This window comes from Azospirillum sp. TSH100 (genome assembly GCF_004923295.1).
Lineage (GTDB): Bacteria > Pseudomonadota > Alphaproteobacteria > Azospirillales > Azospirillaceae > Azospirillum.
The window spans coordinates 526,988-550,632 of record NZ_CP039634.1 but is presented as its reverse complement, the minus strand read 5'-3'; the positions used below and the strand labels follow the sequence as shown (position 1 = coordinate 550,632).

The 23,645-nt window shown below is 69.5% G+C and carries 23 protein-coding genes; 8 read left to right on the top strand and 15 right to left on the bottom strand.

Going from position 1 to position 23,645, the window contains the following annotated elements:
* Nucleotides 1-32 precede the first annotated feature (32 nt).
* Entirely contained in the window at nucleotides 33-1,067 is a 1,035-nt protein-coding gene (locus tag E6C72_RS02645) for a CocE/NonD family hydrolase (RefSeq protein WP_247875971.1), read from the top strand.
* A 43-nt stretch (nucleotides 1,068-1,110) separates the two neighbouring features.
* Here E6C72_RS02645 and E6C72_RS32525 read toward each other — a convergent pair whose 3' ends face one another.
* Complete coding sequence (locus E6C72_RS32525) at nucleotides 1,111-1,239, bottom strand: hypothetical protein (RefSeq protein WP_014246717.1); 129 nt, start codon at nucleotides 1,237-1,239, stop codon at nucleotides 1,111-1,113.
* A 292-nt stretch (nucleotides 1,240-1,531) separates the two neighbouring features.
* Here E6C72_RS32525 and E6C72_RS02640 point away from each other — a divergent pair, with 292 nt between their 5' ends.
* Nucleotides 1,532-2,098, top strand: a complete 567-nt coding sequence (locus tag E6C72_RS02640; RefSeq protein ID WP_109443263.1) for an MAPEG family protein — start codon at nucleotides 1,532-1,534, stop codon at nucleotides 2,096-2,098.
* Here the strand turns inward: E6C72_RS02640 and E6C72_RS02635 are convergent.
* Nucleotides 2,037-2,987, bottom strand: coding sequence for a glycosyltransferase family 2 protein (locus tag E6C72_RS02635; RefSeq protein ID WP_109443262.1), 951 nt, complete (start codon nucleotides 2,985-2,987; stop codon nucleotides 2,037-2,039). The genes E6C72_RS02640 and E6C72_RS02635 overlap by 62 nt on opposite strands.
* On the bottom strand, nucleotides 2,984-4,393 hold the full coding sequence (locus E6C72_RS02630) for a hypothetical protein (RefSeq protein ID WP_109443261.1): 1,410 nt from the start codon (nucleotides 4,391-4,393) through the stop codon (nucleotides 2,984-2,986). Before E6C72_RS02630 ends, E6C72_RS02635 begins: the two co-directional genes overlap by 4 nt.
* Before the next feature lie 307 nt (nucleotides 4,394-4,700).
* Between E6C72_RS02630 and E6C72_RS02625 the strand changes: the two genes are divergently transcribed.
* The gene (locus E6C72_RS02625) at nucleotides 4,701-6,593 is read left to right on the top strand and encodes a right-handed parallel beta-helix repeat-containing protein (protein ID WP_247875970.1); all 1,893 of its coding nucleotides are present in this window, start codon (nucleotides 4,701-4,703) and stop codon (nucleotides 6,591-6,593) included.
* Nucleotides 6,594-6,725: 132 nt separating this feature from the next.
* Here E6C72_RS02625 and E6C72_RS02620 read toward each other — a convergent pair whose 3' ends face one another.
* From E6C72_RS02620 to hemC, 4 genes are all read right to left on the bottom strand, one after another.
* Nucleotides 6,726-8,075, bottom strand: a complete 1,350-nt coding sequence (locus tag E6C72_RS02620; RefSeq protein ID WP_109443259.1) for a heme biosynthesis protein HemY — start codon at nucleotides 8,073-8,075, stop codon at nucleotides 6,726-6,728.
* Nucleotides 8,072-9,757 (bottom strand): mitofilin family membrane protein, encoded by a 1,686-nt coding sequence (locus tag E6C72_RS32520; RefSeq protein WP_109443258.1) that lies wholly within the window; start codon nucleotides 9,755-9,757, stop codon nucleotides 8,072-8,074. The genes E6C72_RS02620 and E6C72_RS32520 overlap by 4 nt, the downstream gene beginning before the upstream one ends.
* 135 nt (nucleotides 9,758-9,892) lie before the next feature.
* Nucleotides 9,893-10,663: a uroporphyrinogen-III synthase gene (locus E6C72_RS02610; protein WP_109443257.1), complete on the bottom strand. Its 771-nt coding sequence runs from the start codon at nucleotides 10,661-10,663 to the stop codon at nucleotides 9,893-9,895.
* Between the two features lie 26 nt (nucleotides 10,664-10,689).
* Nucleotides 10,690-11,628, bottom strand: coding sequence for a hydroxymethylbilane synthase (gene hemC, locus E6C72_RS02605; protein ID WP_109443256.1), 939 nt, complete (start codon nucleotides 11,626-11,628; stop codon nucleotides 10,690-10,692).
* 145 nt (nucleotides 11,629-11,773) lie between these two features.
* Between hemC and tsaD the strand changes: the two genes are divergently transcribed.
* Both tsaD and E6C72_RS02595 read left to right on the top strand, forming a co-directional pair.
* Complete coding sequence (gene tsaD / locus E6C72_RS02600; protein ID WP_109443255.1) at nucleotides 11,774-12,847, top strand: tRNA (adenosine(37)-N6)-threonylcarbamoyltransferase complex transferase subunit TsaD; 1,074 nt, start codon at nucleotides 11,774-11,776, stop codon at nucleotides 12,845-12,847.
* 56 nt (nucleotides 12,848-12,903) lie between these two features.
* Entirely contained in the window at nucleotides 12,904-13,923 is a 1,020-nt protein-coding gene (locus E6C72_RS02595) for an NAD(P)H-dependent glycerol-3-phosphate dehydrogenase (protein WP_109443254.1), read from the top strand.
* 6 nt (nucleotides 13,924-13,929) lie between these two features.
* On the opposite strand, the gene E6C72_RS02590 is transcribed toward E6C72_RS02595, so the two are convergent.
* Entirely contained in the window at nucleotides 13,930-14,796 is an 867-nt protein-coding gene (locus E6C72_RS02590; protein ID WP_247875969.1) for a LytTR family DNA-binding domain-containing protein, read from the bottom strand.
* Between the two features lie 2 nt (nucleotides 14,797-14,798).
* Here E6C72_RS02590 and E6C72_RS02585 point away from each other — a divergent pair, with 2 nt between their 5' ends.
* On the top strand, nucleotides 14,799-15,221 hold the full coding sequence (locus E6C72_RS02585; RefSeq protein WP_158280214.1) for a DUF2141 domain-containing protein: 423 nt from the start codon (nucleotides 14,799-14,801) through the stop codon (nucleotides 15,219-15,221).
* Nucleotides 15,222-15,236: 15 nt separating this feature from the next.
* Here the strand turns inward: E6C72_RS02585 and E6C72_RS02580 are convergent, their stop codons facing one another.
* The 3 genes from E6C72_RS02580 to E6C72_RS02570 form a co-directional block, all read right to left on the bottom strand.
* Nucleotides 15,237-16,028 (bottom strand): methyltransferase domain-containing protein, encoded by a 792-nt coding sequence (locus E6C72_RS02580; protein WP_247875968.1) that lies wholly within the window; start codon nucleotides 16,026-16,028, stop codon nucleotides 15,237-15,239.
* 77 nt (nucleotides 16,029-16,105) lie between these two features.
* On the bottom strand, nucleotides 16,106-16,294 hold the full coding sequence (locus tag E6C72_RS02575) for a hypothetical protein (RefSeq protein WP_109443253.1): 189 nt from the start codon (nucleotides 16,292-16,294) through the stop codon (nucleotides 16,106-16,108).
* Nucleotides 16,295-16,437: 143 nt separating this feature from the next.
* Nucleotides 16,438-17,919, bottom strand: coding sequence for a HAMP domain-containing sensor histidine kinase (locus E6C72_RS02570; RefSeq protein ID WP_109443252.1), 1,482 nt, complete (start codon nucleotides 17,917-17,919; stop codon nucleotides 16,438-16,440).
* A gap of 157 nt (nucleotides 17,920-18,076) precedes the next feature.
* Between E6C72_RS02570 and E6C72_RS02565 the strand changes: the two genes are divergently transcribed.
* Together E6C72_RS02565 and rfaE1 are read left to right on the top strand one after the other, a co-directional pair.
* Nucleotides 18,077-18,391 carry a hypothetical protein gene (locus E6C72_RS02565; RefSeq protein ID WP_109443251.1) on the top strand — a complete coding sequence of 105 codons (315 nt, stop codon included), beginning with the start codon at nucleotides 18,077-18,079 and terminating at the stop codon, nucleotides 18,389-18,391.
* Between the two features lie 68 nt (nucleotides 18,392-18,459).
* A complete protein-coding gene (rfaE1, locus tag E6C72_RS02560; protein ID WP_109443250.1) occupies nucleotides 18,460-19,905 on the top strand; it encodes a D-glycero-beta-D-manno-heptose-7-phosphate kinase in 1,446 nt (481 codons plus the stop codon).
* Here the strand turns inward: rfaE1 and E6C72_RS02555 are convergent.
* The 4 genes from E6C72_RS02555 to E6C72_RS02540 all read right to left on the bottom strand — a co-directional run bounded on the left by E6C72_RS02555 (nucleotide 19,886) and on the right by E6C72_RS02540 (nucleotide 23,534).
* Complete coding sequence (locus tag E6C72_RS02555; protein WP_109443249.1) at nucleotides 19,886-20,545, bottom strand: TetR/AcrR family transcriptional regulator; 660 nt, start codon at nucleotides 20,543-20,545, stop codon at nucleotides 19,886-19,888. The two genes, rfaE1 and E6C72_RS02555, sit on opposite strands and share 20 nt — an antisense overlap.
* Before the next feature lie 47 nt (nucleotides 20,546-20,592).
* Entirely contained in the window at nucleotides 20,593-21,171 is a 579-nt protein-coding gene (locus tag E6C72_RS02550; RefSeq protein WP_109443248.1) for a TetR/AcrR family transcriptional regulator, read from the bottom strand.
* Between the two features lie 73 nt (nucleotides 21,172-21,244).
* Nucleotides 21,245-22,669 (bottom strand): MATE family efflux transporter, encoded by a 1,425-nt coding sequence (locus E6C72_RS02545; RefSeq protein ID WP_109443247.1) that lies wholly within the window; start codon nucleotides 22,667-22,669, stop codon nucleotides 21,245-21,247.
* A gap of 49 nt (nucleotides 22,670-22,718) precedes the next feature.
* The gene (locus E6C72_RS02540; RefSeq protein ID WP_109443246.1) at nucleotides 22,719-23,534 is read right to left on the bottom strand and encodes an oxidoreductase; all 816 of its coding nucleotides are present in this window, start codon (nucleotides 23,532-23,534) and stop codon (nucleotides 22,719-22,721) included.
* Nucleotides 23,535-23,645 lie beyond the last annotated feature (111 nt).

Below are 23,645 nucleotides of genomic sequence, written 5' to 3'. Positions count from 1 at the left end.
GGAGCACCGACATGAAGCCTTGCGTCCTTCCCGTGCTCCTGGCGCTGACCATGGCAGCCGGGTTTGCAGTGCCCGCCCGGGCCGAGCAGCCGTCCGTCGGCTTTCAAAGACTGGCCCTGCCGGCGACGGACCGGTATCGCGCGCTGGAGGTTGCGGTCTGGTATCCGGCGGAGGCGGTGGGGGAGCCCACCCTGGTCGGCGACAACCGAGTCTTTGCCGGTGTGGCTGCCCGGGTCGACGCTCCGCCGCAGGCGGGCCGGCATCGGCTGGTGGTCCTCTCGCACGGCTATGGCGGAAACTGGACCAACCAGCAATGGCTGGCCGCCGATCTGGTGGCGCAGGGCTATCTCGTCGCGGCGCCCAACCATCCCGGATCGACCAGCCGCGACATGGCTCCGCCGGGCGCGACCATGCTGTGGAAACGCCCCGGGGATGTCTCCCGGGTCATCGACTGGCTGAACGGGAGCCCCCTCTGGTCCGCGCTGGTCGTTTCCGGACACGCCGCGGTGATCGGCCATTCGCTTGGCGGGTGGACCGCTGTCGCCCTGGCCGGCGCTCGGTTCGATCCATCGCGACACGAGGCCGCCTGCGCCGCCCATCCGCTGATGGCGGCCTGCGGGCCGGAGATCGGTGGATTGGATGAGGAGGGAACGGCGCGGCGCCCCTGGGTTGCGACGCCGATGGCCGACGAGCGGATCGAGGCGTTCGTAACGTTGGATCTGGGTTTGGCGCAGGGATTCGATCCGGCCAGTCTCGGCGGGATCGACAAGCCGTTCCTGGTCATCGGCGCCGGTCCGGGCGATCGGAAAATGCCGGTCGAACTGGAATCACGCCACTTGGCGGATTTGCTGCCGGCCGGCCGGACGCGCTATGTGGAAATCCGCGATGCCAGCCATTTCAGCTTTCTGAACATTTGCAAGACCGAAGCCGTTCCGCTGCTGGAGGCGGCAACGCCCGGGGACGGGATGATCTGCCGTGATCGTGACGGTCGGAACCGGGAAGCCATCCACCATCAGGTCTCGGACCTGATCGTCGGCTTCCTGCGGTCGGCATTGCCGCCGCAGTAAGGCGGCGACCGCCGTCATCGCTCCCTGACGATCGGAAAGCGGATCAGCGCCGCTGGCGCCGCCGGTCGCGGATGCGGATCGGAATCGGTTTCGGCGTGGGCATCGTGGCGATCAGACCGGCCAACGCCGCAGCCGTCGCCACCGCACCACCGAGCAGAACGAGATCCATCATAGGCCCTCCACCATCGAGATACCTGCCTTCACCCACATGGTGAAGCAGATGGTTACAACATGGTAGCGAAAAGAGAGGCTGACAACATCTCCGCCACTGCGGTCTTCCCTAAGTCACACCGCTATGGGACACCCGCAGCCCTGTCCGGGCCTTGATCCAAATCACGGGCTGGGCCGTTATTGGACGAAAGGACAGGGTGCGGTCTTTTCCAGATGGGAAGCGCGCGCGCCTTTGTCGAATCCCCGACCTTTGCCCCGACCTTTGCCCAGGCCTTTGACGGAGCCCCGCCCCGATGTCCGAGAGCAGCCTTCAGCCCCGTGCCTCCCGCCGGCGCAAATCCCTGATCCGTGGTGCCCTGATGCTGAATGGGGCGTCGGCGGTGGTGACGGTGCTGCTGTTCATCCTGCTGCTGTCGCTGGTGGCGCCGCCGATGGGGCTGAACGCGCCCGGCGCGCGGATGGCGTACTGGGCGCGGCTGGCGCTGTGGCCGGCGCTGGTGCTGTTCGGCATGGTCCTTGGTGTCATGGCGATGCGGGGCCGAACCCAGGCCTTCAACCCGATCGAGGACCCCGAATCGCGCTGCCAGCGCGTCTGCCAGCGGGTGCTGGCCAACAGTGTGGAGCAGTCCGCCGTCTTCATACCGGCACTCGCGGCCCTGATCGCCACCCTGCCGCAGCCATCGCTGGCGGCGGCGATGGTGGCGACCGGGTTGTTCGTGCTTGGACGGCTGCTGTTCTGGGCCGGGTATCTTGTGCATCCCTTCGCGCGGGCACCGGGCATGGCGATGACGCTGACCGTCAATCTGATCGTGCTGGGCTGGGCCGTTCTGCTGCAACTGGGCGGGATGCAGCCCGGCTGACAGGCTTTTCGGCAGGCGGAGCGCTGGACGGGGCCGCCGTCTTCGCCAGATGCAGCCAGCGCTGATAGGCCTCCACGCTGACCGGCGCCCGGTGCTTCAGACCGATGCGGAGGATCTGCGGCAGGGCCAGCAGCACCTTCAGGTCGGTCAGGCGTGGGCCGTGGCGCAGGTTCTTCCAGCTGTTGCCGGCCCAACTGCGCGCCAGCCGCCACGCCATCAGCGGGGACGGGCAGCGCGCCACCTCGCGGATCAGGTCGTTGCGGTGGTTGTAGAAACGCTCCATCCCCGGCTTGCGCCCCTTCTCGCTCTTGTCGTGGTAGACCATGACGTCGGGCAGGGCCACCACGCGGTAGCCGGCGCCGACCAGCCGCAGGCAGCGGTCCTTCTCCTCCCCCTGGCGGTAGAGTTCGGGCATGTAGAGGCCGACCTGCTCCACCGCGCTCCGGCGCAGCAGGTGGCCGCAGCCGACATACCAGGGCACATCGAAGGGGGCGGCGCCCTTGGGGAAATAGACCAGCCCGTCGCGCGTCTCGATGTTGCAGGCGACGGCGGCGACCTCCGGATTCCGGTCCAGATAGGCGACGCAGCGGGCGAGACCGTCCGGATCCTCGAACCAGCTGTCGTCGTCGACCGACAGGATGCAGTCGCCGGTGGTGTTCACGAAGCCGAAGTTGCGGGCCAGGATCAGCCCGCCATTGTGCGGCTGGCGGACGTAGCGGACGGTGGGAAACTCCGCCCGCATCATGGCGCCAGTGCCGTCGCTGGAACCGTCGTCGATGACGATGATCTCCATCGGCGGGGTGGTCTGGCCCATCAGCCGGGTCAGCGCGATGCGCAGCTCCGGCCCGCGGTTGTAGGTGGCGATGACGGCGCTGACGGTCAGCGTCATGACGGCTCCCTTCGGGCGAGATGGGGGGGTGCCACCACCGGACCCAGCGGGTCGTCGTCGAGGATGCCCCAGGCGCGCAGCGCGCGGGTCAGCGCGATCCACAGCAGGATCGGCAGCAGCGAGAAGAAGCCGAACTTCACGATGGTGATGTTGCCGTCGCGGAACCATTGCAGGCACAGCGGCAGGAAGGCGCAATAGAACAGCACGGCGTAGCGGTTGCGGAATCCGCTGGTCCAGAACCAGCGGTGCATCCGGCCCAGGATCAGGCCGACCACCACCATCGTGACGACCATGCCGATCCAGCCGGCGCTCATCCAGCCGTCGCCGGGCAGCGAGGTGGTCAGGTTGTAGAAGACGCCGTAATCGTTCAGGTCCACCCATTTCACCGGCGCGCCCACCGGCTTGCCCGGCCACAACAGGCGCGGGATTGGTTCGGTGAAGAGCTGCAGATACTGGGTGAACCACGTGTAGGTCGCCGACTGTTTCGGCACCACCCACAGGATGTAGGCGAGGAAGTCGAAGTTGGCGAGATCCTGGCCGGCCAGCGCGTCGAGCGCCCGGCCGCTGCCGCTGCCGCCGTTGAACTTCAGCAGGACCGAGACCGGGGCGTCGCCGGCCAGCACATCGCGGAAGGCGTCGCGGTTGTTGCCCAGCACGGTGAACAGCCCCATCACCGGGATGGCGGCCAGCACATGCCACAGCCGGAACCATCTGGTGCGGCTGCGGTACAGCATCAGCAGCACCAGCCCGAGGATGCCCATGATGATCGCCCAGCGGCCCCAGCCGAGATAGGCGCGGTAGGCGACGAAGCCGGCGAAGGGGATGAAGGACAGCGGGTGGAAGCGGCAGACCCAGATCAGCCCCAGCGTCAGCGGCAGGCCCATCGAATGGGCCTCCGCGATGTAGCCGGTGGTGTTGGTGTAGATCGGCTGGCCGGTCAGCGGGTCGCGCTCCATCTGCACGTCGCCGGTGCCGTCGAAGCTGGCGCCGGCCTGGCGCTGGACCGCCGAATAGATGGCGAGCGGGGCCAGCAGCGCGGCGGTGGTCAGGAAGGCGACGATGTCGACGCGGTCGAAGGTGAAGGTCGGCGCCGGCTCGCCGTTCGGGCTCCAGTCGGGGCGGACCAGCCCGGCCCAGATGCAGGCGGCGGCGAAGGCGATCAGCCCCACCGAACTGACGACCAGCGTCATGACGAACTGCTTCTCGTCCGGCCAGAAGCCCATGAACAGCCAGACATCGTCGAAATGCTGGGTGTGGACCAGGATCGGCCGCATGACGAAGACCAGGGTGTGGAAGATCAGGTACAGCGTCATCGGATGGAACATCGATGCGCTGCCGGAGCTGAGATACACCACGGTCACCAGCACCAGCACCAGGACCTGCGCGATCAGCGCCATTTCGATCATCGGCAAACCGTCCCCGGTTGTAGGCTCCGCCTGAACCAACGGGCGCTCCGCGGTCAAGCGGGTACGACCGGCCGGTCAGGCCAGGATGAAAAGCCAGCCTATACGTCCCGTCCCGGACCGGCAGGGGTGCAGAGGGCGTGGCCCCTTCGCACCCGCACACCTCCTTCGCGCTTTTGCCGGGCCGGCGGGTCTGGGTCAGTCTCCCCCCTTCGGCGGCCTCTGCCGCTGTTTTGGAGGAGGTTCTCCCATGTTCCGTTCCCAACCTCGCCTTCAGAGTGGAGCGGCCCAAATCCTGCCTCGGGTTCTGTTGACGTCCGCGTTTCTGTTCGCCGCCGCCGGATGGGGGCCGGTGGTGGCGGCGCAGGCCGCTTCTGCCGAAACGACCTTCTACGTCTCGCCCAACGGCAATGATCGCTGGTCGGGGCGCCTGTCCCTGCCGTCGCCGGACGGGCGCGACGGTCCGTTCGCCACGCCGGCCCGCGCGCTGGCCGCTGCCAAGGGAAGCGGTCCGGCCACCGTACGGCTGCATGGCGGCACCTATCGGCTGACGGCGCCGCTCGTGGTCGATGCGTCGCTGCCCGGACTGCGGCTGACAGCGGTGGACGGCGAGCAGCCGGTGCTGTCGGGGGGCGAAGCGGTCGGCGGCGCGCAGATGGCGAACGGCGTGCTGTCGGCTCCGCTGGCGCGCGATCCGGTGCTGGACGTGTCGATCGGCGGCCCCGGTGAAAGGTTGCGCCTGGATTCGGCGCGCAGTGGCGATTTCACGCCCGGCGATCCGCGCAGCGGCTGGTTCCCGGCCAATGGTGTGCAGTCCGATGCCAAGAGCCAGGGGAGCAAGCGGCAGATGCGGCTGCCCCCCGGCCTGCTGAAGGCCGGCTGGGCCGGGCCGGGGGTGCGGGCGCAGGCGCTTGACCGCGAGCGGCTGTCCGACGACCTGCTGGGGGTGGTGTCGGCCGATCCCGGCGGACTGCTGAGCTTCGACAATGACGGGCAGTATCCGTACCGCGACGGCTCGACCGTCCGGCTGCTCGGCCATCCCGATTTCCTGAAACGGCCGGGCGAGTTCGCCTGGGACGCCAGGGCCAAGCGTCTGCTGGTCAAGCCGCCCACCGGGCTGAACGCCGCAGGCGCGGATCTGGTGGTGGCGCGGCAACCGGTGCTGCTGCGGCTGGACAATGCCCGCAACGTGTCGGTGGAGGGGCTGACCTTCACCGATGTGCCGTGGGACGGCAACGCGGTGGTGGTGAAGGGCGGCAGCGGTGCGCGGATCGCCGGCAACCGCTTCGCCCTGGTCGGCACCGCCGTGATGCTGGACGGCGCCAGCCGCACCGAGGTGTCGGGCAACCGGATGGAGCATCTCGGCCGTTCCGGCGTGGTGCTGGCGCCGGGGAGCAGCGACAACCGCATCCTCGCCAACCGCATCAGCGACATCGGCGAGGTGCGCTTCTTCAGTGGCGGCGTCATGGGGGCCGGCATCCGCAACACGCTGATCGCCCACAACGACATCCGGCGGTCGGCGCGCTACGGCATCTCGATCAAGAACTGGAACCCGCAGACGGTGAACAGCGACAACACGATCGAGTTCAACCGCATCCGCGACACCGCGCGCCGGACCGCCGACGCCGGCGCCATCGAAATGCTGGGCCGCAGCGGCAACGACACCCGCAGCTTCATCCGCTTCAACGACATCCGCGACACCGGCGGCCTCGCCACCGACGCTCAGGGGCGCTGGCTGGTCCGCTACAAGGGCTTCGGCATCTATCTGGACGACATGACCAGCGGGGTGACGGTGCAGGGCAATCTGCTGGAGAACACCGGCATGGCGGCGATCTTCCTGCATGGTGGCGACAACAACCGGGTTGCCGACAACGTCACCGTGATGAATGACGGGAAGGACCGCTTCCTGCGGCTGGAATGGGTGCCCAGCGCCGGCCCGGCCGGGCGGATGCACGGCAACGTCGCCGACGGCAACGTGGTGGCCGGCCCGTCGCCGAAGGAACAGCTGGTCAACAGTTTGTCGGGTGGCGACTACCGCATCGACAACACCCGATTGGAGAATGCCGCTCCCGTCGCCGAGGCCGCCGGCATCGCCAGCGCCGCCAGCGCGGCCGCTCCGCCTGCCGGGGGGCGTCTGCTGGACCGTTTGGTGGCGATGAAGGAACTGCCATTGGACCGCGTCGGGCCGGAGGGGATGCGGTAGGGTAGAGGCGCCGAACAGGAAACGTCGGCTTCGGCGGACGGGAGACCGTCGGAGCCGGCAAAAACCCGAAACGAAGAAAGCGCCCTTCCCGCTGAGGAAGGGCGCTTTCTTCTTTCACCTTGCAACGATCCCTTACGCGGTCGCCGGACGGGCCAGCGCCGGGGGGATGTCGGTCGGTTCCATCAGCGGGACGGCGACCGTCGGGGTCTTCCAGTTCAGGCTGTCGAACGCGCCGCAATGGCCGCACAGCCCGCCCCAATTGTGGCTGACCGCGCCGCAGGAGCCGCAGGTCCACACAGGATCCTCCGGCGCGTTGGCGGCCTTGGCCAGCCAGTCCTTCGCCGCGGCCTCGTCATGGCGCTCGCCGCGATCCAGCTCGGCCATCAGACGGTAGGTGCGGCGGGTCGGGCCGATCTCCATGGCGCGGTTCAGGTGCTGGCGCGCCTCGCCCCACAGCTGGGCCTCGATGGCGGCCTGGGCGACGGCGAGGTGCGATTCGGCCGAATCAGGGGCCTGACGCACCAGCTTCTGGAACAGACGCACGCGGGTCAGCGCGTCGTAGCTGGAGACGATGCCGCGATAGACGTCGGCCAGCTCCGGATGCGGCGACAGGCGCCACGTCCGCTCCACCACCTTGGCGGCCGGCTTCAGCCGGTCGGCGGCGACCTGGAGACGGGCCAGCCGCACGGCGGCGGGGGCGAAGCCCGGCATGATGTCGTGCGCCGCCTGGGCGTGCGACAGGGCGGCCTCGGCACGGCCGCGGCGCTCTGCCTCGAAGCTGCGCTCCAGCAGCAGGACGGCGCGGTGGCGGCGGCCTTCCTCGGTCGGGATCGCCCCGGCCTGGATCGCCTGTTGCAGCGTGCCCTCGGCCGCAGCCCAGTCACCGGCCTGCGCCTCCAGGTCATAGAGCGTGCCGAGCAGCCAGGGGGTGTTGGGCTGGAGCCCGCGCGCCTTGCGGGCGAGGTTCAGCGCCTCCACCCGGTCGCCCGACTTGATCGCCTGGGTCAGCAAACCGCGCATGCCGAGGAAGGCGGTTTCCGGCCGCTCCAGCATGGCGGTGAAATACTGCTTCGCGGCGCGCTCGTCGCCCTGCAGCTGGGCGGCCTGGGCCGACAGCAGCATGGTCAGCGGCGGCTCGTTCAGCAGCACGTCGGCCTTGCGCGCCATCTTGCGCGCGGTCGGCGCGTCGCCGGCGGCGATGGCGACCATGCCCTGGGTCAGGGCGCGGTAGCCGCGTTCGCGGCGGCGGGCACGGCTGTGGCGGCGCAGACGCTGCGGCAGGCGGATCGTGCCGCGGAGCAGGCGGTAGCCCAGCGCCGCGATGCCCAGCGCCACCAGCGTGACCAGCAGCGCGACCCAGAAGGGCGCTTCGACGGCGTAGCCCAGCCAGTGGACGCTGACGGTGCCGGGACGGTCGGCGAGCCAGATCGCAGCGGCGATGACGACCGCGACCTTCAGAAGGAACCAGAGGGCGCGGATCATTGGGCCGTCCCCTTCCCGCCGGCGGCGGTGGTCATCAGGGCGATGGCGCGGTCGTTCAGCTGGCGCGCGGCCTGATCGGCGGCCAGACGCGCCTTGGCGTCGGCCAGCCACGGGGCCGCGGTCTGGGCGGCCGGACCCTGGAGGGTCGACAGCTCCTCCACCGCCTTGGCCAGGTTGCCGGCGTTCAGGGCGGCCTCAGCGCGGGCGACGACGGCGTCGGCGGTGGTGCCGACCACCCCGCCGCCCTCACGGCGTACGGTGACCAGGGTCGACAGCTTGCCGACCGCCGAGTCGATCCAGCTGTTGCCCTCGCCGCGCACCTCGGCCCGAACGATCTCGCCGGCCAGCGGCTGGAAGCGGTCGGTCAGCTGGGCGCGGGTCGGAATGCCCTTGGCGGCATAGGGCGCCACGGAATCGAGCGGCTGGGTCACGCCCGCGTCGGCGATGCCGAGCGCGCGGACCGCCTGAAGATCCTGCTGGAACGGCTGGCCGCCGGACAGGGCGGCGCGCAGCTGACCGGCGGCCAGCACCAGCGCCTGGGCGGCGGTGGCGGCATCCTGCCGCTCGCTGACGGCCTGGTTGACGCTGGTGACTTGCTGCTTCAGCGCATCGACCTCGCCGCGCAGCTCCTGCGCCGTCTGGGCGCTGCCGGAGGCGGCGGTGACCTTCTGCTCCAGCGCGGCGAGGCGGTCGGCCAACGCCTTCTGGGCATCTGCGGCGCCAGTGTCGGCGGCGGGGCGCTTCTCCAGCGCGTCGATCCGCTGGGTCAGAGCCGAGACGTCGACGCCGCCGCCATTGCCGGCGGCCGGACGCTGCTCCAGCTTGGCGAGGCGGTCGGTCAGCTGCTGGATCTGCGCGCGCAGGGCCGGATCGGCCGGGGCTGACGCAGTGCCGGAGGCGGCGGGCGCCGAGGTGGCGGGCCAGCCGGGCAGGGCCGGACCCCACCAGGGCTCCGACAGGGCGGCGGCGCCGACCAGCAATGCCACCACCGACAGGGCGGTGGCGAAACCGCCGCCGGAGCGGGGCTCTTCAAGGTAGGACGGAGTCGGGGCGATGGTCGGACGCACCGGCTCGGCATCGGCGCTGCGGGTATAACCCGCGCTGCCGGTGGTGCCGGAGGACGCCCAGCTGGCGGTCGAGCCGGTGGTCGTCGGCTCGTCAGCCTTGGCCTCTTCGGCCTTCTCCGCGTCGCTCTTCGGCGTGCCGGTCAGGCTGTCGGTCGCGCCGACCGGCGTGGCCGGCGGGATCAGGGCGTCGGCGGATTGCAGTTCGGTCACCGCACCGGTGGTCACGCCGGGCGCCGGGGTATCGGCACCGGGGATGGTGTCGGCCGAGGAGGCGGCCGGGATCGGTTCCACCACCGGAACCGCGTCGATGGTGATGGCCGCGGCGGCGGCGTCGGTCTGACGGTCCTCGCTGGGGGTGGCCGCGTCCAGGTCGGCGTCGTCCAGCTTGATGCGGTGCTTGGCGGCGGCGGCGCGCAGGTCGGCATGGCGGGCAAGCGGGATGGCGCCGCGCTTCTTCCAGCCCTGGACCGTCGTCACCGGAGTGTCCAGCTTGTGGGCCATCGGGCGGATGCCGCCGAAACGTTCGACGATGCGGTCGACCGCCGCATTGCCGGTGCTGGCGCCGTCGCCGTCACGGTCGGTGCCGGGGCGTTCGGAGCCTGGACGAGAGGTCATGGGCTGTACCTTCGGTTCGCTGTTGTTCGTTGTAACGTCACAGCCCCCTGACCGGTCCCCCTCGTCCCCCGTACGGCTGCCAGACCCATCCGGAAGCACCGGAGGCGTAAGCCGTACGGCCGGACCGCACCGGAGTTACCCGGCGACCGGCAACAGATCGAGCAGGGAATCCTGCTCCGGCCGAGCCGCCACCCGTACGCTTCGCCACGGCATCGCTCCCTTTTCGCCGTACGCACGGGCAGCCTCCGCGACCGCGGGGCTGAGGCAGAACGCATCGACCGTACGACAACAGTCGACCAGTTCCGACTCGGCCAGCAGCCTAACAAAGGATGCGGCGGTACGGGGAGAGAAAAACAGCACGCCGTCGAGTGCGGACGTACGCAAAAATGTCGCGGTATCCTCCGAGAGGGTTAGTGCGGGTACGGCATCGTACATAACGCTGCGCCGAAGGGTGAAGCCTGCCGCCTCCAGCAGGCCGGCAAGGTCGCCCGCCACCTTGCTTCCCGCCACATGCAGGAGTGTACCGGCGGACGGATTGCGCATGGCCCGGACGCGCTCCGCCAGCGCGTACACGTCGCCCGACGCGCTGTCGACGTCGGCGAAGCCGGCCGCCCGTGCCGCCCGCGCCGTGGCGTCTCCAACGGCGTGCACCGGACGGTCGCGCCGGCTCGTACGTTTGGTGTAGGCCCGTACGCCGTTTGCGCTGGTGAACAGCAGCGCTTGTACGTCCGACAGGTCGGGTTCCGGCCCGTCGAGCCAGACCATCGACAGCATCGGTTCCACCGCCGCCTCGAATCCGAGCGCCTCCAGCCGGCGGACCAAAGGCTCGGCATCCTCCGCCGGGCGGGTCACCAGCAGGCGCGTACAGGGGGGATGCGACGATGGTTCGGGCTGCTTTTCCGTCATGCGGAAAACCTGACCGGAGGGGGGGATCAGTGCGGTGCGGCGACGAAGAAATCGGGCGGCAGCTGCGCCCGGATCTCGGCCCCGGCGTCGGCGCCCAGCGACTCGGCGTCGGACGCCTTGCCCCGGCGTTCCGCCCGGAAGATGATGCGGCCGTCGGTCGACAGCACCTTGGCCCGCAGATGCAGGTCGTCGCCGTCCAGCACAGCCAGCGCCGCGATCGGCGTCCGGCAGGAGCCGTCGAGGGCGGCGAGCAGCGCGCGCTCCGCCGTGACGCGGACCATGGTCTCGGCACAGTTCAGCGGGGCCAGCAGGGCGCGGGTGTCGTCGTCGTCGCTGCGGATCTCGATGCCGATGGCGCCCTGGGCGACTGCCGGCAGCATGGTTTCCGGTTCCAGCACCGCGGTGATGCGCTCGGTCAGGCCGAGGCGGCGCAGGCCGGCCAGGGCCAGCAGGGTGGCGTCCACCTCGCCGGCGTCCAGCTTGGACAGACGGGTCTGCACGTTGCCGCGCAGCGGAAAGATCGTCAGGTCGGGGCGCAGCTCCAGCACCTGGGCCTGACGGCGCAGGCCGGCTGTGCCGACCACGGCGCCGGCCGGCAGATCGGCCAGCCCGCCGCCGGAGCGGGAGAAGAAGGCGTCGCGCGGATCCTCGCGCGGCAGCAGGGTGGCGATCTCCAGCCCGTCGGGAAGCTGGGTCGGCACGTCCTTCATCGAATGGACGGCAAGGTCGGCGCGGCCGTCGAACAGCGCCTCCTCCAGTTCCTTGGTGAACAGGCCCTTGCCGCCGGCCTCCGCCAGGGTACGGTCGAGGATGCGGTCGCCGGTGGTCTTGAAGACGACGATCTCGATGGCGCCGGGCGCGGCGAGATGCGGATGGGCGGCGATCAGGCGGTCGCGGGTTTCATGGGCCTGCGCCAGCGCCAGCGGGCTGCCGCGCGTCCCGATACGGAGCGGGTGGGTCGTCATAAGCCCGAGTTCTAGGGGATCCGCGCAGCTTTGCAAGGATTCGTCTGCCCTTCATACGTAAGATTGAGGCGGATCAAATTTGACGCGCGCGCGTGTCCGCAACTCCATCCTGTACCCGGACGGCCAAGGCGGCTAGTTTGGCGCCATGATCGTTCTTGGAATCGAAACGAGCTGCGACGAGACGGCCGCCGCAATCGTCACCGACGCGCGCGAGATCCGCGCCGACGTGGTGCTGTCGCAGCTGGACGACCACACGCCCTACGGCGGCGTCGTCCCGGAAATCGCCGCCCGCGCCCATCTGGAACATCTCGACGGCCTGATCCGCCGCGCCATGGCGGAGGCCGGGATCGGCTTCGGCGATCTGGACGCGGTGGCTGCCACCGGCGGGCCGGGGCTGATCGGCGGCGTCATCGTCGGCGTCATGACCGCCAAGGCCATCGCCGCGGCGCGCGGGCTGCCCTTCGTCGCCGTCAACCATCTGGAAGGCCACGCGCTGACCGCCCGGCTGACCGACAACGTCGCCTTTCCCTATCTGCTGCTGCTGGTGTCGGGCGGCCATTGCCAGTTGCTGGCGGTGGAGGGGGTCGGGCGGTACCGCCGGCTCGGCACCACCATCGACGATGCGGTGGGCGAGGCGTTCGACAAGACCGCCAAGCTGCTCGGGCTGGGCTATCCCGGCGGGCCGCTGGTGGAGAAGGCGGCGGCGCGCGCCACCAACCCGGCGCGCTTCGAGCTGCCGCGGCCGATGCTGGGGCGTCCGGGCTGCGATTTCTCCTTCTCCGGGCTGAAGACCGCGGTGCGGCGGCATGTCGAGGAGCTGGGCGGCGTCCTGTCGGAGGCGGATCGCGACGACCTCGCCGCCGCTTTTCAGGCGACAGTGGCGGAGGTGCTGGCCGACCGCTGCGCCCGCGCCATCCGCCGCTTCAAGGAAGACCATCCGCAGGGTGGCGCCCTGGTGGTCGCCGGCGGTGTCGCCGCCAACAAGGCCATCCGCAGCCGGCTGGCGACCCTGGCGGAGAAGCAGCGCATGCCCTTCGTCGCGCCGCCGCTGCGCCTGTGCACCGACAATGCGGCGATGATCGCCTGGGCCGGCATCGAACGCTTCCGGCTGGGCGAGAGCGATCCGCTGAACTTCGCGCCGCGTCCGCGCTGGCCACTGGACCCGAACGCGGCGCCGGTGATCGGGCGCGCGGGGGTGGGTGCGGGGGTGAAGGCGTGAAAATCTCCCTCTCCCGGGGCGGGAGAGGGCTTTGACCGGAACGGATACGTGGTGAGATGAAGACGATGCCCCCCTCCCCCCTCAACCGCATCGGCGTCGTCGGTGGCGGCGCCTGGGGAACGGCGCTGGCCTTGGCGGCGTTGCGGGCCGGGCGGGAGACGTTGCTGTGGGCGCGCGAGCCGGCGGTGGTGGAGGCGATGAGCATCCGCCGAGAGAACCGCGACTACCTGCCCGGCGTGCCGCTGCCCGATGCGCTGCGGGTCACCGGCGACCTGGCTGATCTCGGCGAGTGCGATGCCGTGCTGCTGGTGTCGCCGGCCCAGCATGCGCGCAGCGTCACCGCGCGGATGGCGCCGCTGCTGACGCCGGGGACTCCGGTCGTCGTCTGCGCCAAGGGAATCGAGCTGGACAGCCACGCGTTGATGAGCGAGGCGGTCGCAGCGTCGCTGCCGGCCGGCAATCCGGTGGCGATCCTGTCCGGCCCGACCTTCGCGGCTGAGGTGGCGCGCGGACTGCCGACGGCGGTGACGCTGGCTTGTGCCGACCATCATCTCGGTACGGCGCTGGTGGCGGCGCTGGGCAGCCGCACCTTCCGCCCTTATCGCTCGGACGATGTCGTCGGCTCGCAGATCGGCGGGGCGGTGAAGAATGTGCTGGCGATCGCCTGCGGCGTGGTCGAGGGCCGGCGGCTGGGCGACAATGCGCGCGCCGCGCTGATCACCCGCGGGCTGGCGGAGATCACCCGGCTGGCGCTGGCGCTGGGCGGCCGGGCGGAGACGCTGATGGGGCTGTCGGGGCTTGGCGATCTGACGCTGACCTGCTCCAGCCTGCAATCGCGCAACATGTCGCTGGGCGCGGCCCTGGGCGAAGGGAAGGCGCTGGCCGAGATCCTGGCGGTGCGCCGGTCGGTGGCGGAGGGCGTCTATACCGCCGCCGCGGTGGTTGGGCTGGCGGCCAAGCTGGCCGTCGACATGCCGATCTGCACGGCGGTGGACGCCATCCTGAATCATGGCGCCGGGCTGGACGAGACCATCGAGGGGCTGCTGTCGCGGCCGTTCCGTGGAGAGGGTGTTTAGCGGCGTTTAAGAGACGGCTTTCTCGGTCCAGCCGGCGGCGCGCACCGATGGCGCATGGGTGCGGCTGACCGGGACCAGCAGGCCGTTGGTCAGGCGCAGCGACAGCTTGCCGTCGGGCTTGCGCTCCACCGTCGCGACCGCCGATGCCGCGACCCAGTAGGAGCGGTGGACCTGTCGGCCGTCGAGGCCCGCCAGTTCCGCCACCGCATCGCGCATCCGCATCAGGATCAGGTCGCTGCCGAGCGCGGTGTGGACGCGGACATAATGGTCCTCCATCTCCAGCGCCAGCAGGTCGTGGCCGAGCTTCGCCGGGATGCGGTCGAGGAAGGGGGCGGGGCGGCCGGGACCGCTCCCGGTTTCCTGCGTTGGCCGCGGGGCGGGCGGCTGCTGGCCGATAACGCCGTGATCGCGCAGTTCAAGCCAAACCGGCAGGGCCGACACCAGCAGGGTGATGACCAGCACATAGCCGAACATCTCGGCCAGCCCGGCGGCGGTGAGGAAATCCTGGCCGCGCAGCCGGCTTTCCAGCAGGGCGACCACCAGGGTCTGCAGGATGCCGACGGTCAGGTAGGCGGCGCCCAGCATCAGCGGCCATGTGCGTTCCAGGTTCGGCAGCACGCGGCGGGCGACCAGCACCACCAGCTCGAACATCGACCAGCCGGTGGCGATCAGGCCGCCCCAATAGGCAAGCCGGAAGGCGAAGCCCATGTCCCGGAAGGTGCCGAACGGTCCCAGCAGAGCCAATGCTAGGATGGAGAGCGTCAGCATCGGCAGCCGCCGCCGCAGCACGCGGCGGCCGTAGGGAACGGGCTGCGATTGCCAGGGGAGACTGGGCGATGAGGGTCCGGCGTTGGGGTGCGCGTTGGTCGGCAAGGATGATCGCCCCGGTAACGGTTACGCTGCTGGCGCTGACCGCCGTGGGAACGGCCGCTGCCGGGGAGCTTCGCGCAACCGTCCGCAACGTCAAGCCCAATCAGGGCAAGGTGATGGTCGCGCTGTTCGACAGCGTCGAGGCGGAAATGGCGAAGCGGCCCAGAGCCGGCTATTTCGCCGCGGCGCTGGGGGCCGAGGTGCAGGTGGTGTTCCCCGATCTGCCGGCCGGCCACTATGGGCTGATCGCCTTCCAGGATCTGGACAACAATGGGGAGATGGCCACCGGTCTGTTCGGCATTCCGGCCGAACCGCACGGCTTCAGCCGTTCCGCCCGCGGCAGCTTCGGTCCGCCCGGGTTCGACGACTATGCGGTGGCGGTCGGTGCCTCGGGGATTACGACGACGGAGATCAGGCTGGTGGAGTGAAGGTGGCTGTCGCGTCTACACCCGCGCCAGCAGGAACAGCCACTTGGTCGGGACCAGGGCGCTGCCGCTGGAATGCTGTGGGTATGCCCTCTCCAGCCGGTGGCGGTAGGCGGCGAGGAATTGGTCGAGGTCGGGGCCGGTCAGGCGGTCCATCACCGGGACGATCGCCGACTGATGCAGCCATTGCAGAAGCGGCACGTCGCCGTCCAGCGCGTGGAAATACTCGGTCTCCCACAAATCGACCACGGCGCCCTGGGGGGCGAGCCAGTCGTAATAATCCTGGGAACCGTACCTTTGGCCCACGTCCTCGGCCGTGGGCCAGGCGTCGCGCAGCCGGTCGGCCCAGGGACCATCGGCGGCCGTCTCCAGCAGCAGGCGGTGTGCGGTCTGGTCCTGCGGCCGGGGCAGGGCGACGGCCAGGACGCCGCCGGGACCGAGCGATTGCAACAGGTCGGGGAACAGCCGCTCGTGCCCGGCCACATGCTGCAGTCCGCCGGCGGAGATCACGAGGTCCACCGGCCAATGCGGACGCCAGACCGCCAGATCGGCCTGCCGGTAGCGCACGCGCGACGGCGTGTCGGCGGCCCAGCGCAGCATCGCAGGTGAATGATCGACCGCCAGCACGTCGGCGAGCGGCCAGCGCCCCGCCAGCAGCCGCGACAGCTGTCCGGCACCGCAACCGAGATCGACGATGGTGCGGGGCATCAGGGAGAGGGGAAGCGCCGCCGTCAGGTCCATGACCGGACGGCGGCGCAGGACGTCAATCGTCGCGAAGGCGGTTGGGTCCCATGCCAGACTGAGTGTCATGTGGCACCCGCTTCGTTGGGCGCCTGCCCCCGGGCGTTCAACCCGGCCTTCGCGGTACCGGTCGCTTGATGCGACGCTTAGTGGGCGGAGCCCATACGGTCGAAATAGCGGCCGATCGACGCGAAGATGAAGAGCACGCAGGCGATGAAAACGATCAGGCCGCCGGCCGCGAAGCCCTCGTCCGCCGCGCGCGAAGAGGCGAGCAGCCCGACGAAGGCCATGATGCCGGCGAGGATGGGGTTGATCCAGAAGGAGAAGGCTTTCACGTCGCGAAGTCCTTTCAGAACGAGGCGTTGGCAGTGGAGTTGCCAGTGGAGTTGATGGTGGGAGAGCGCCCGCCTTCCGCCCCGCCGGGCTGCCCGCGAACGCTTCATCATTGAAGGAATTCTGCGGGAGGGAGCCCGCCGAATCAATGCGACACAAACGACTTGTGCCCTGCAACAGCTATCGCACCGATGTCCACGTTGCATTGCGGTATGTCAAGGGCGAAGGTTGTCCCGGCGGCGGCGCTTTCCACCAGCCGCAGGTCGCCGCCATGGGCGCGCAGCACCTCCCGCGCGATGGCGAGGCCGAGGCCGACCCCGCCGGCCCGGGCCGATCCGGCGAAGGGCTGGAACAGGTTTTCCCGCGCCCGCGGGGCGAGGCCGGGACCATTGTCTGCGACCGTCAGGGTCAGCCGTCCCGACGGTCCGGCCTCGGCGGAGATCCGCACCCGGTCGGCTCCGGCCTGCACCGCGTTGCGGCCGAGATTGACCAGGGCCCGGCCAAGCTGGGCGGCATCGACCGTCACGGGCGTGCCGACGGGAACCTCGTTGATCCATTCGGCCTCCACCCGGCCGCCGTCGGGACGGGCGGTGGCAAGAACCTCGGCCCCGGCGTCCTCCACCAGCCGGCGCAGCTCGGCCGGCGCGGGGGAGAGCGGCAGGACGCCGTCGCGGGTGAAGGACAGGGTCTGGCCGCACAGCTCCACCGCCCGGTCGAGCGAGGCGACCAGCCGCGGCGTCACCCGCCGCACCTCCGGATCGGCGCTCTCGGTCAGCCGCTCCGACAGGAGGGAGGCGGTGGACAGGATGCCGCGCAGGTCGTGGTTGATCTTCGCCACCGCGGTGCCCAGCGTGGCGAGTCGTTCACGCTGGCGCAGCGCCGCGCGCACCGTGCCCTGCATGGCGGCAAGCTCGCGCTCCGCCACGCCGATCTCGTCGGCCCGGGTGCCGGGCACCAGCGGCGGGGCGCCGTCGGGATCGCGGCGGAAGGCGACGACCTCGGCGGTCAGCCTCCGCATCGGCCGCACCAGCAGGGCATGCAGCGTGACATAGACCAGGATCGCCGCGATCAGCGAGATGGCGACCGACACAGCCAGGATGCGGCGGGAGAAGTCCAGCATGGCGTCGATCAGCGGCCGCTCGTCCATCGTCACCTCGACGCGCTGGGCCGGGTCGTTGGGCGAGCGGTCGATCACCCGGATCACCCGGTCGCGCTGCGGCCCAATCGCTCCCCCCAGGGCGCCCTCCATGGCGAGCCACAGGGCGTTGCCGGCATCGACGAACTGCATGCCCATGCCGGTGCCGCGCAGGTCGTACACGGCATCGGCCTGTGGCGGCATCGGGCGCGACAGCATGTAGACCCGCGCCCCCGGCTGGATCAGGTCGATGACGTGGGTGCCGGTATAGGCCAGCAGCTTGGCCTGCAATTCCTTCGTCACCATCAGGTCGGGGGCGGCCTCCACCGACAATGCCGCGATGTGGGCGGCGGCCAGCCTTTCCTCCAGATAGCTCATGCGGAATCGCGCGATGGAGGGGGCGTAGATCAGCACCTCCGCCAGCAGCACGAACAGGATGGTGAGCAGCAGAAGCTTGGCCGACAGGCTTGTCGCGACGGTGGGGCGGGGCATGGTGGCTCGCAATGTGCCGGGCGTGCCGGGATGCTGAATGCGTGAGCTTACGCGCGGGACATCCATGCTAATACACTGGGCTGGTACACAGGATGGCCATTCGCGGCTCGGATATCCGATGTCCGATGTCGGGAGCGGCGGGACCGGGGGACGTGCGATGCGGAGTTTTCTGAAGTACGAGGCGGTGGTCGCCATGGACCGCCATGCGGCGCTGACCGCGGTTGCCGATGCGCTGGGGGCGGCCGGGGGCTGGGTCGTCGACCACACGCTGTTCTCCGACATCATGGCGACCATCCGCTTCGCGCTGCCGGGCGACCGCACCGGCGCGTTTGAAACCGCCTTGGCCGATGCCGGCCTGAAGGTCGATCCGGCGCCGGGGCGTGGCGCCGCGGCGGAGGTGAACGGGGCGATCACGCTCACCTTCACACAGGGAACCGGCGATCTCCGCCGGGACGTTCCGGCATTCTCCTGACGCCGGCATTCCTCCGGCGCAAACTTGTCCTCTGGCGTTACCGCTTTGGCGTTGGTAAGAGAAACGCCATGAGCGACCTTGCCCGTCACATCGACACCCTGTCGCGCGCCAACGTGCTGTGCCTTGGCGACGTGATGCTCGACCGTTTCGTCTATGGTTCGGTGGACCGGGTGTCGCCGGAGGCGCCGATCCCCGTCCTGCGCGTGGATCGCGAGGTGCCCAAGCTGGGCGGCGCCGGCAATGTCGCCGCCAATCTGGTGGCGCTGGAGGCCGACTGCCGCTTCGTCTCGGTGGTCGGACGCGACGGTGTCGGAACCGACCTGCTGGCCCTGCTGCGGCGCGAGGGCGTCAGCGACGGTGCCATCGTGGTGGAGGACGGCCGCCAGACCACGGTGAAGACCCGCTTCATCGCCGGCCAGCAGCAGCTTCTGCGCACCGACATCGAGACGGTGGTGCCGATCACCGTCGCCGACCGCGTTCTGGACCGCGTGCGCGCGCTGCTGCCCGAAGTGGGCGGCGTCATCCTGTCCGACTACGGCAAGGGCGTGCTGACCGACGAGCTGGTGGTGGCGGTGATCGCCGCCGCCCGGCAGGCCGGGCGCACCGTGGTGGTCGATCCGAAGGGGCGCGACTACCGCCGCTATCGCGGGGCCGACATCGTCACGCCCAACCGCAAGGAGCTGATGGAGGCCACCGGCCTGCCGGCCCGCACCGACGAGGAGGTGATCGCCGCCGCCCGCCACCTGATCGCCACCTGCGGCGTCGGCGCCGTCGTCGCCACCCGCAGCGAACAGGGCATGTCGGTGGTCACGGCCGAGGACGCCGTGCATCTGCCGGCCGAGGCGCGCGAGGTGTTCGACGTGTCGGGCGCCGGCGACACGGTGGTGGCGACGCTGACCGCCGCCCTGTCGGTGGGGATCGGTCTGGTCGATTCGGCGCGTCTGGCCAATCTGGCCGCCGGCATCGTGGTGGGCAAGGTCGGTACCGCGGTGGTCCGCTCGGCCGAGCTGCTGTCCAGCCTGCACGAGCAGCAATGGCGCCATGGCGAGGAGAAGGTGCTGACCCGCGACGCCGCGGCGGAGCGCGCGGAGCGATGGCGCCTGCGCGGCAAGCGGGTCGGCTTCACCAACGGCTGCTTCGACCTGCTGCATCCCGGCCATATCTCGCTGCTGAAGCAGGCGCGGGCGGCTTGCGACGTGCTGGTGGTCGGGCTGAACAGCGACGCGTCGGTGAAGCGGCTGAAGGGTGACAGCCGGCCGGTGCAGAACGAGACGGCGCGCGCCACGGTGCTGGCGTCGCTGGGCTGCGTCGATCTGGTGGTGATCTTCGGCGAGGATACGCCGGAAATGCTGATCCACGCCCTGCGGCCCGACGTGCTGGTCAAGGGGGCCGATTACACCATCGCGACGGTGGTGGGGGCGGATTTCGTCCAGAGCTATGGCGGGACGGTGGTGCTGGCAGAGCTGGTCCAGGGCCAGAGCACGACCAACACCATCAAGCGCATGAAGGGCTGACGGGCACCGGCTCGACACCGCGTGGCAGCTGTCCCGGCCAGCCGCGCAGGAAGCAGGCAGCCGCCTGCCGGGCAATGCGGATGACGTCTTCGCGGGAAGCGGATTCGTCTACGCCCCACAGGCATTCTTCATGGAGGCCGGCTTCACAGAGGGACCGGAAATGGGCGGCGGCGCCGGGCAGTGCCAGAAAGCTCCGGTCCGGCGTGGCGCTCCGTTCGGCCAGGCGATGCAGGATCGCTGCGATTTGCTGTTCCGCGCGCCGGATGCCGCGCTCGTAGAAGAGACGGCCGATTTCCGGAAAACGACCGGTTTCAGCCATCACGAGCCTGGTCACTGCGAGCGTGGAAGGGGACAATATCAGATCCAGATAAGCTCGCGCCGTATCCTGCAGAACGGCCTCGGGATCCTTGCCCTCCTCGTCCACAGCGGCAAGAGCGGTCCAGGCCAACGTCCCGATTTCCTCGACATAGGCGGCGAACAGGGCTGCCTTGGACGGGAAATAGCGATAGAGCGTGCTCTTTGATCCGCCCACCTCGGCGGCGATGCCGTCCATCGAGGCATCGGCATAGCCGTGCCGGAGAAAGGTCCGGCCGGCAATCTTCAGGATCGCCGTCCGTCGGGCGGATGTGCCGACTGTCATGATCGAGCATCCTCCGAGCGAGCAGGTTCCAATGTGGTCATGCCCGGTCACGCGGCGGCAATATTGCGGACCTGGGCAGCGGCCGTATCCAGAAAGGCCTGGGCAAGGGCGGGATCGTTGACGACACGCGAGAGTGTCAGCGCGCCGACCATCAGCGAGAGAATCGCCATCGCCTTGCTTTTGAACTCGTCACCCCGCGTTTCCGAAATCAGGCGTTCGAGGATGTCGAGATGGGTCCTGATCCCGGCTTCAAACGACGATTTCACCGCAACGCCGTGTCTGGCGACATCGGAACCGAGCGCCACGATCGGGCAGCCGTCGGTCCTTTCCTCGCGGTGCCCGGCACTGAGATAGAAGTCGATCACCGGACCAAGCGGATCCCCGGGATTCGCCGTGGCCGCCGCCGTCCAGCGGCAAGACGCGCTCTCCAGCGCCCGGCTTGATGCCTGAGCCGCCAGATCCTCCTTCGAGGCGAACTGCTTGTAGAAGGCGCCCTGGGTCAGGCCCGCCGCCTCCATCAAATCCTTGAGGCCGATGCCGTCGAAGCCGTGCTCCCGAAAAAGACGGCTCGCCACGTTGATGACAGTCTGCCGGTTTTCCTCAGCCTGAACGCGACTCACACGCATGGTATGCCCCTTTTAGATTTTAACCAACCTCTATAGGAGATATGGATGACGGACACAATTCTCCACCACCGGGTTATTGCGCGGGATTTCTCAGGGGCAGCGGATGGGGAGCGTGATGCCGGCCCCAGGCTCCGCCGATCATCGCTGCCGCCGTCAGAAGGCCGTAGGAGACCGCCGCCAGGGCTGTGATCTGGAACAGGGTCGACAGTCCGGCATCGAACCAGATGACCGCAGACCAGCCGATGAAGGCCGCGATGATCATGCGGGCGGTGCCGGCCAGGACGGGGAGCAGGACGCGCTTCGCTCCCTGGCTGGCGAAATAGAGCGCCAATCCCAGCCCGGCCGCACCGTAAGCCGGCGCCACGGTCCGCAGATAGAGGGTGCCCATCGCCAATACCTGGGGATCGTCGCTGAACAGGCCGATCCAGGCTTGCGGGAAGATCGCGGCGGCGAGGCCGATGACCTCGGTCGTTCCGAAGGCGAGAGCGGCCCCGATCCAGGCTAAGCTGCGCGCCCGCGCCACCTGGCCGGCCCCGATGTTGTGGCCGACCATGGTGACCATGGCGGTGCCGAGCCCGAAGATCAGCGGAATCTGGATGTAGTCGAGGCGCGAGGCGATGCCGTACCCGGCGATGGCATCGGCGCCGAACCGGCCGACCGCTGCGGTGACGAGGGTGACGGTGAGATTGACCTGGACGGTGCCGACCGCCGACAGGAAACCCACCCCGAGTATGTCCTTGAACAGACCCACGCGCAGGGGAACGACCCTGAGCTTCAGCAGGCTCCTCGAAGAGCGCAGATACAGCGTCAGCGCAAGTGCCGCGAACAGGTAGTAGGCGACCACCGCGACACCGCCGCCGGCGACGCCGAGACGGGGAAAGGGGCCCCAGCCGAAGATCAGGGCCGGCGACAGGATGAGGAGGAGCACGGTGCCGGACGAGATCACCCGTGCCGGCACCCTCACATTCCCGGCGCCGCGCAGGGCCGACGACAGCAGGGCGGTGACCCAGACCGGAATGGAGCCGGCGAACACCACTCCTGAATAGGTGAGCGCCGCCGCCAGCGCTGGCCCGGTTCCTCCCATCGCCCGATAGAGGTGCGGTCCGGCAAGGAGAGCCGCCGCGGTGAAGAGGATGCCGAATGCGCCGGCCAGGACGACCGCGTGCCAGATCAGCGCTTCGGCATCCTCGCGGCGTTTCGCTCCCAAGGCCCGTGCGACGGCCGAGGAGACACCGCCGCCGATGCCGCCATTCGCCATCATCTGCATGAGCATGAGCACGGGAAAGACCAGGGCGACTCCAGCGAGCGCGTCCGTGCCGAGAAAGCCGACGAACCAGGTCTCGGCCACCCCGACCAGCGTTTGGACGACCAGCACCAGGATCGTCGGCACCGCCAGGCGGAGCATCGTCGACACCACCGGCCCGTCGAGAACGCCGGGCGGCAGTTTGTAGGCGGGTGCCGGGGCTGCCGGACCCTCCTGACGGAGCAGGGCGGTCATGGGATTTCCTTCAGAGACCGGGGGTGGCGAGCCTGTTCCCGGTGATGGCTCAGACCGGCAGCCGCAGCATCCTGCGCAGGCTCTTGTCGAAGGCGGCAGCCGGGACGAAACGGCGCAGCAGGCTGACTTGGCGCGCCAGCTTCCCTGCCGGGTAGCGCAGCTTCGGTTCGGAGTCCGTCGCGGCCTTCACGATGGTTTCGGCCACGGTCTCGGGTGTGTCGCCCTTCCTGATCGCGTCCTCGACGGCCACGGTCATACCGGCGCGCGCGGACGCATAGGCATCGAGCGACCGATCCGGCTTGATGAGGTTCCCGTCGAACGAGGTTCGGGTATAGGCGGGCTCGACCAGCGTGACCCGGATGCCCAGCGTGCGCAGTTCATGGTCCAGCGACTGGGAGTAGCCTTCCACCGCATGTTTCGTCGCCGCATAGAGCGCGAAGTAGGGGGCCGGAATGAATCCGTGCGCCGAACTGAGATTGATGATCCTGCCGCTTTTCTGGCGCCGCATGATCGGCAGCACCGCATTGGTCATGCGGATGACGCCGAACATGTTCACGTCGAACAGCGCCTGCGCCTGTGCGAGCGAGGATTCCTCCGCACCACCGAAGAGGCCCACACCGGCATTGTTGACCAGCAGATCGATGCGGCCGGCGTCGTCCAGCACCTCGTCGACCAGGGCCGCCACGGACGCGTCGTCGGTGACGTCGCAGGTCAGCATGGTGACGCCGTCAGGCCCTTCGGCGCCCGCAAGACGGCTGGTCCCGAACACCTCGAACCCTGCCGCGCGCAGGGCCTCGGCCGCCGCGTAGCCGATACCGGACGATGCGCCCGTCACCAGGGCGATGCCGCGATTGGTCTTATCCATGGAGTCCACTTTCTTCTTCGTGCCGGGGATCGGGCTTGCAAGCGGCGTCGCCGCGCAAGAATGCCCTGTCATTTAGATTGCGTTCGACCTCTATAATCGATATAGATGTCG

Excerpts from the sequence above, each read along its gene's own strand:
- E6C72_RS32525 (WP_014246717.1), bottom strand. The coding sequence starts at position 1,239 with ATGATGGATCTCGTTCTGCTCGGTGGTGCGGTGGCGACGGCTGCGGCG.
- E6C72_RS02640 (WP_109443263.1), top strand. The coding sequence starts at position 1,532 with ATGTCCGAGAGCAGCCTTCAGCCCCGTGCCTCCCGCCGGCGCAAATCC.
- E6C72_RS02635 (WP_109443262.1), bottom strand. The coding sequence starts at position 2,987 with ATGACGCTGACCGTCAGCGCCGTCATCGCCACCTACAACCGCGGGCCG.
- E6C72_RS02630 (WP_109443261.1), bottom strand. The coding sequence starts at position 4,393 with ATGATCGAAATGGCGCTGATCGCGCAGGTCCTGGTGCTGGTGCTGGTG.
- E6C72_RS02620 (WP_109443259.1), bottom strand. The coding sequence starts at position 8,075 with ATGATCCGCGCCCTCTGGTTCCTTCTGAAGGTCGCGGTCGTCATCGCC.
- E6C72_RS32520 (WP_109443258.1), bottom strand. The coding sequence starts at position 9,757 with ATGACCTCTCGTCCAGGCTCCGAACGCCCCGGCACCGACCGTGACGGC.
- E6C72_RS02610 (WP_109443257.1), bottom strand. The coding sequence starts at position 10,663 with ATGACGGAAAAGCAGCCCGAACCATCGTCGCATCCCCCCTGTACGCGC.
- hemC (WP_109443256.1), bottom strand. The coding sequence starts at position 11,628 with ATGACGACCCACCCGCTCCGTATCGGGACGCGCGGCAGCCCGCTGGCG.
- tsaD (WP_109443255.1), top strand. The coding sequence starts at position 11,774 with ATGATCGTTCTTGGAATCGAAACGAGCTGCGACGAGACGGCCGCCGCA.
- E6C72_RS02595 (WP_109443254.1), top strand. The coding sequence starts at position 12,904 with ATGAAGACGATGCCCCCCTCCCCCCTCAACCGCATCGGCGTCGTCGGT.
- E6C72_RS02585 (WP_158280214.1), top strand. The coding sequence starts at position 14,799 with ATGATCGCCCCGGTAACGGTTACGCTGCTGGCGCTGACCGCCGTGGGA.
- E6C72_RS02580 (WP_247875968.1), bottom strand. The coding sequence starts at position 16,028 with ATGACACTCAGTCTGGCATGGGACCCAACCGCCTTCGCGACGATTGAC.
- E6C72_RS02570 (WP_109443252.1), bottom strand. The coding sequence starts at position 17,919 with ATGCCCCGCCCCACCGTCGCGACAAGCCTGTCGGCCAAGCTTCTGCTG.
- E6C72_RS02565 (WP_109443251.1), top strand. The coding sequence starts at position 18,077 with ATGCGGAGTTTTCTGAAGTACGAGGCGGTGGTCGCCATGGACCGCCAT.
- rfaE1 (WP_109443250.1), top strand. The coding sequence starts at position 18,460 with ATGAGCGACCTTGCCCGTCACATCGACACCCTGTCGCGCGCCAACGTG.
- E6C72_RS02555 (WP_109443249.1), bottom strand. The coding sequence starts at position 20,545 with ATGACAGTCGGCACATCCGCCCGACGGACGGCGATCCTGAAGATTGCC.
- E6C72_RS02550 (WP_109443248.1), bottom strand. The coding sequence starts at position 21,171 with ATGCGTGTGAGTCGCGTTCAGGCTGAGGAAAACCGGCAGACTGTCATC.
- E6C72_RS02545 (WP_109443247.1), bottom strand. The coding sequence starts at position 22,669 with ATGACCGCCCTGCTCCGTCAGGAGGGTCCGGCAGCCCCGGCACCCGCC.
- E6C72_RS02540 (WP_109443246.1), bottom strand. The coding sequence starts at position 23,534 with ATGGATAAGACCAATCGCGGCATCGCCCTGGTGACGGGCGCATCGTCC.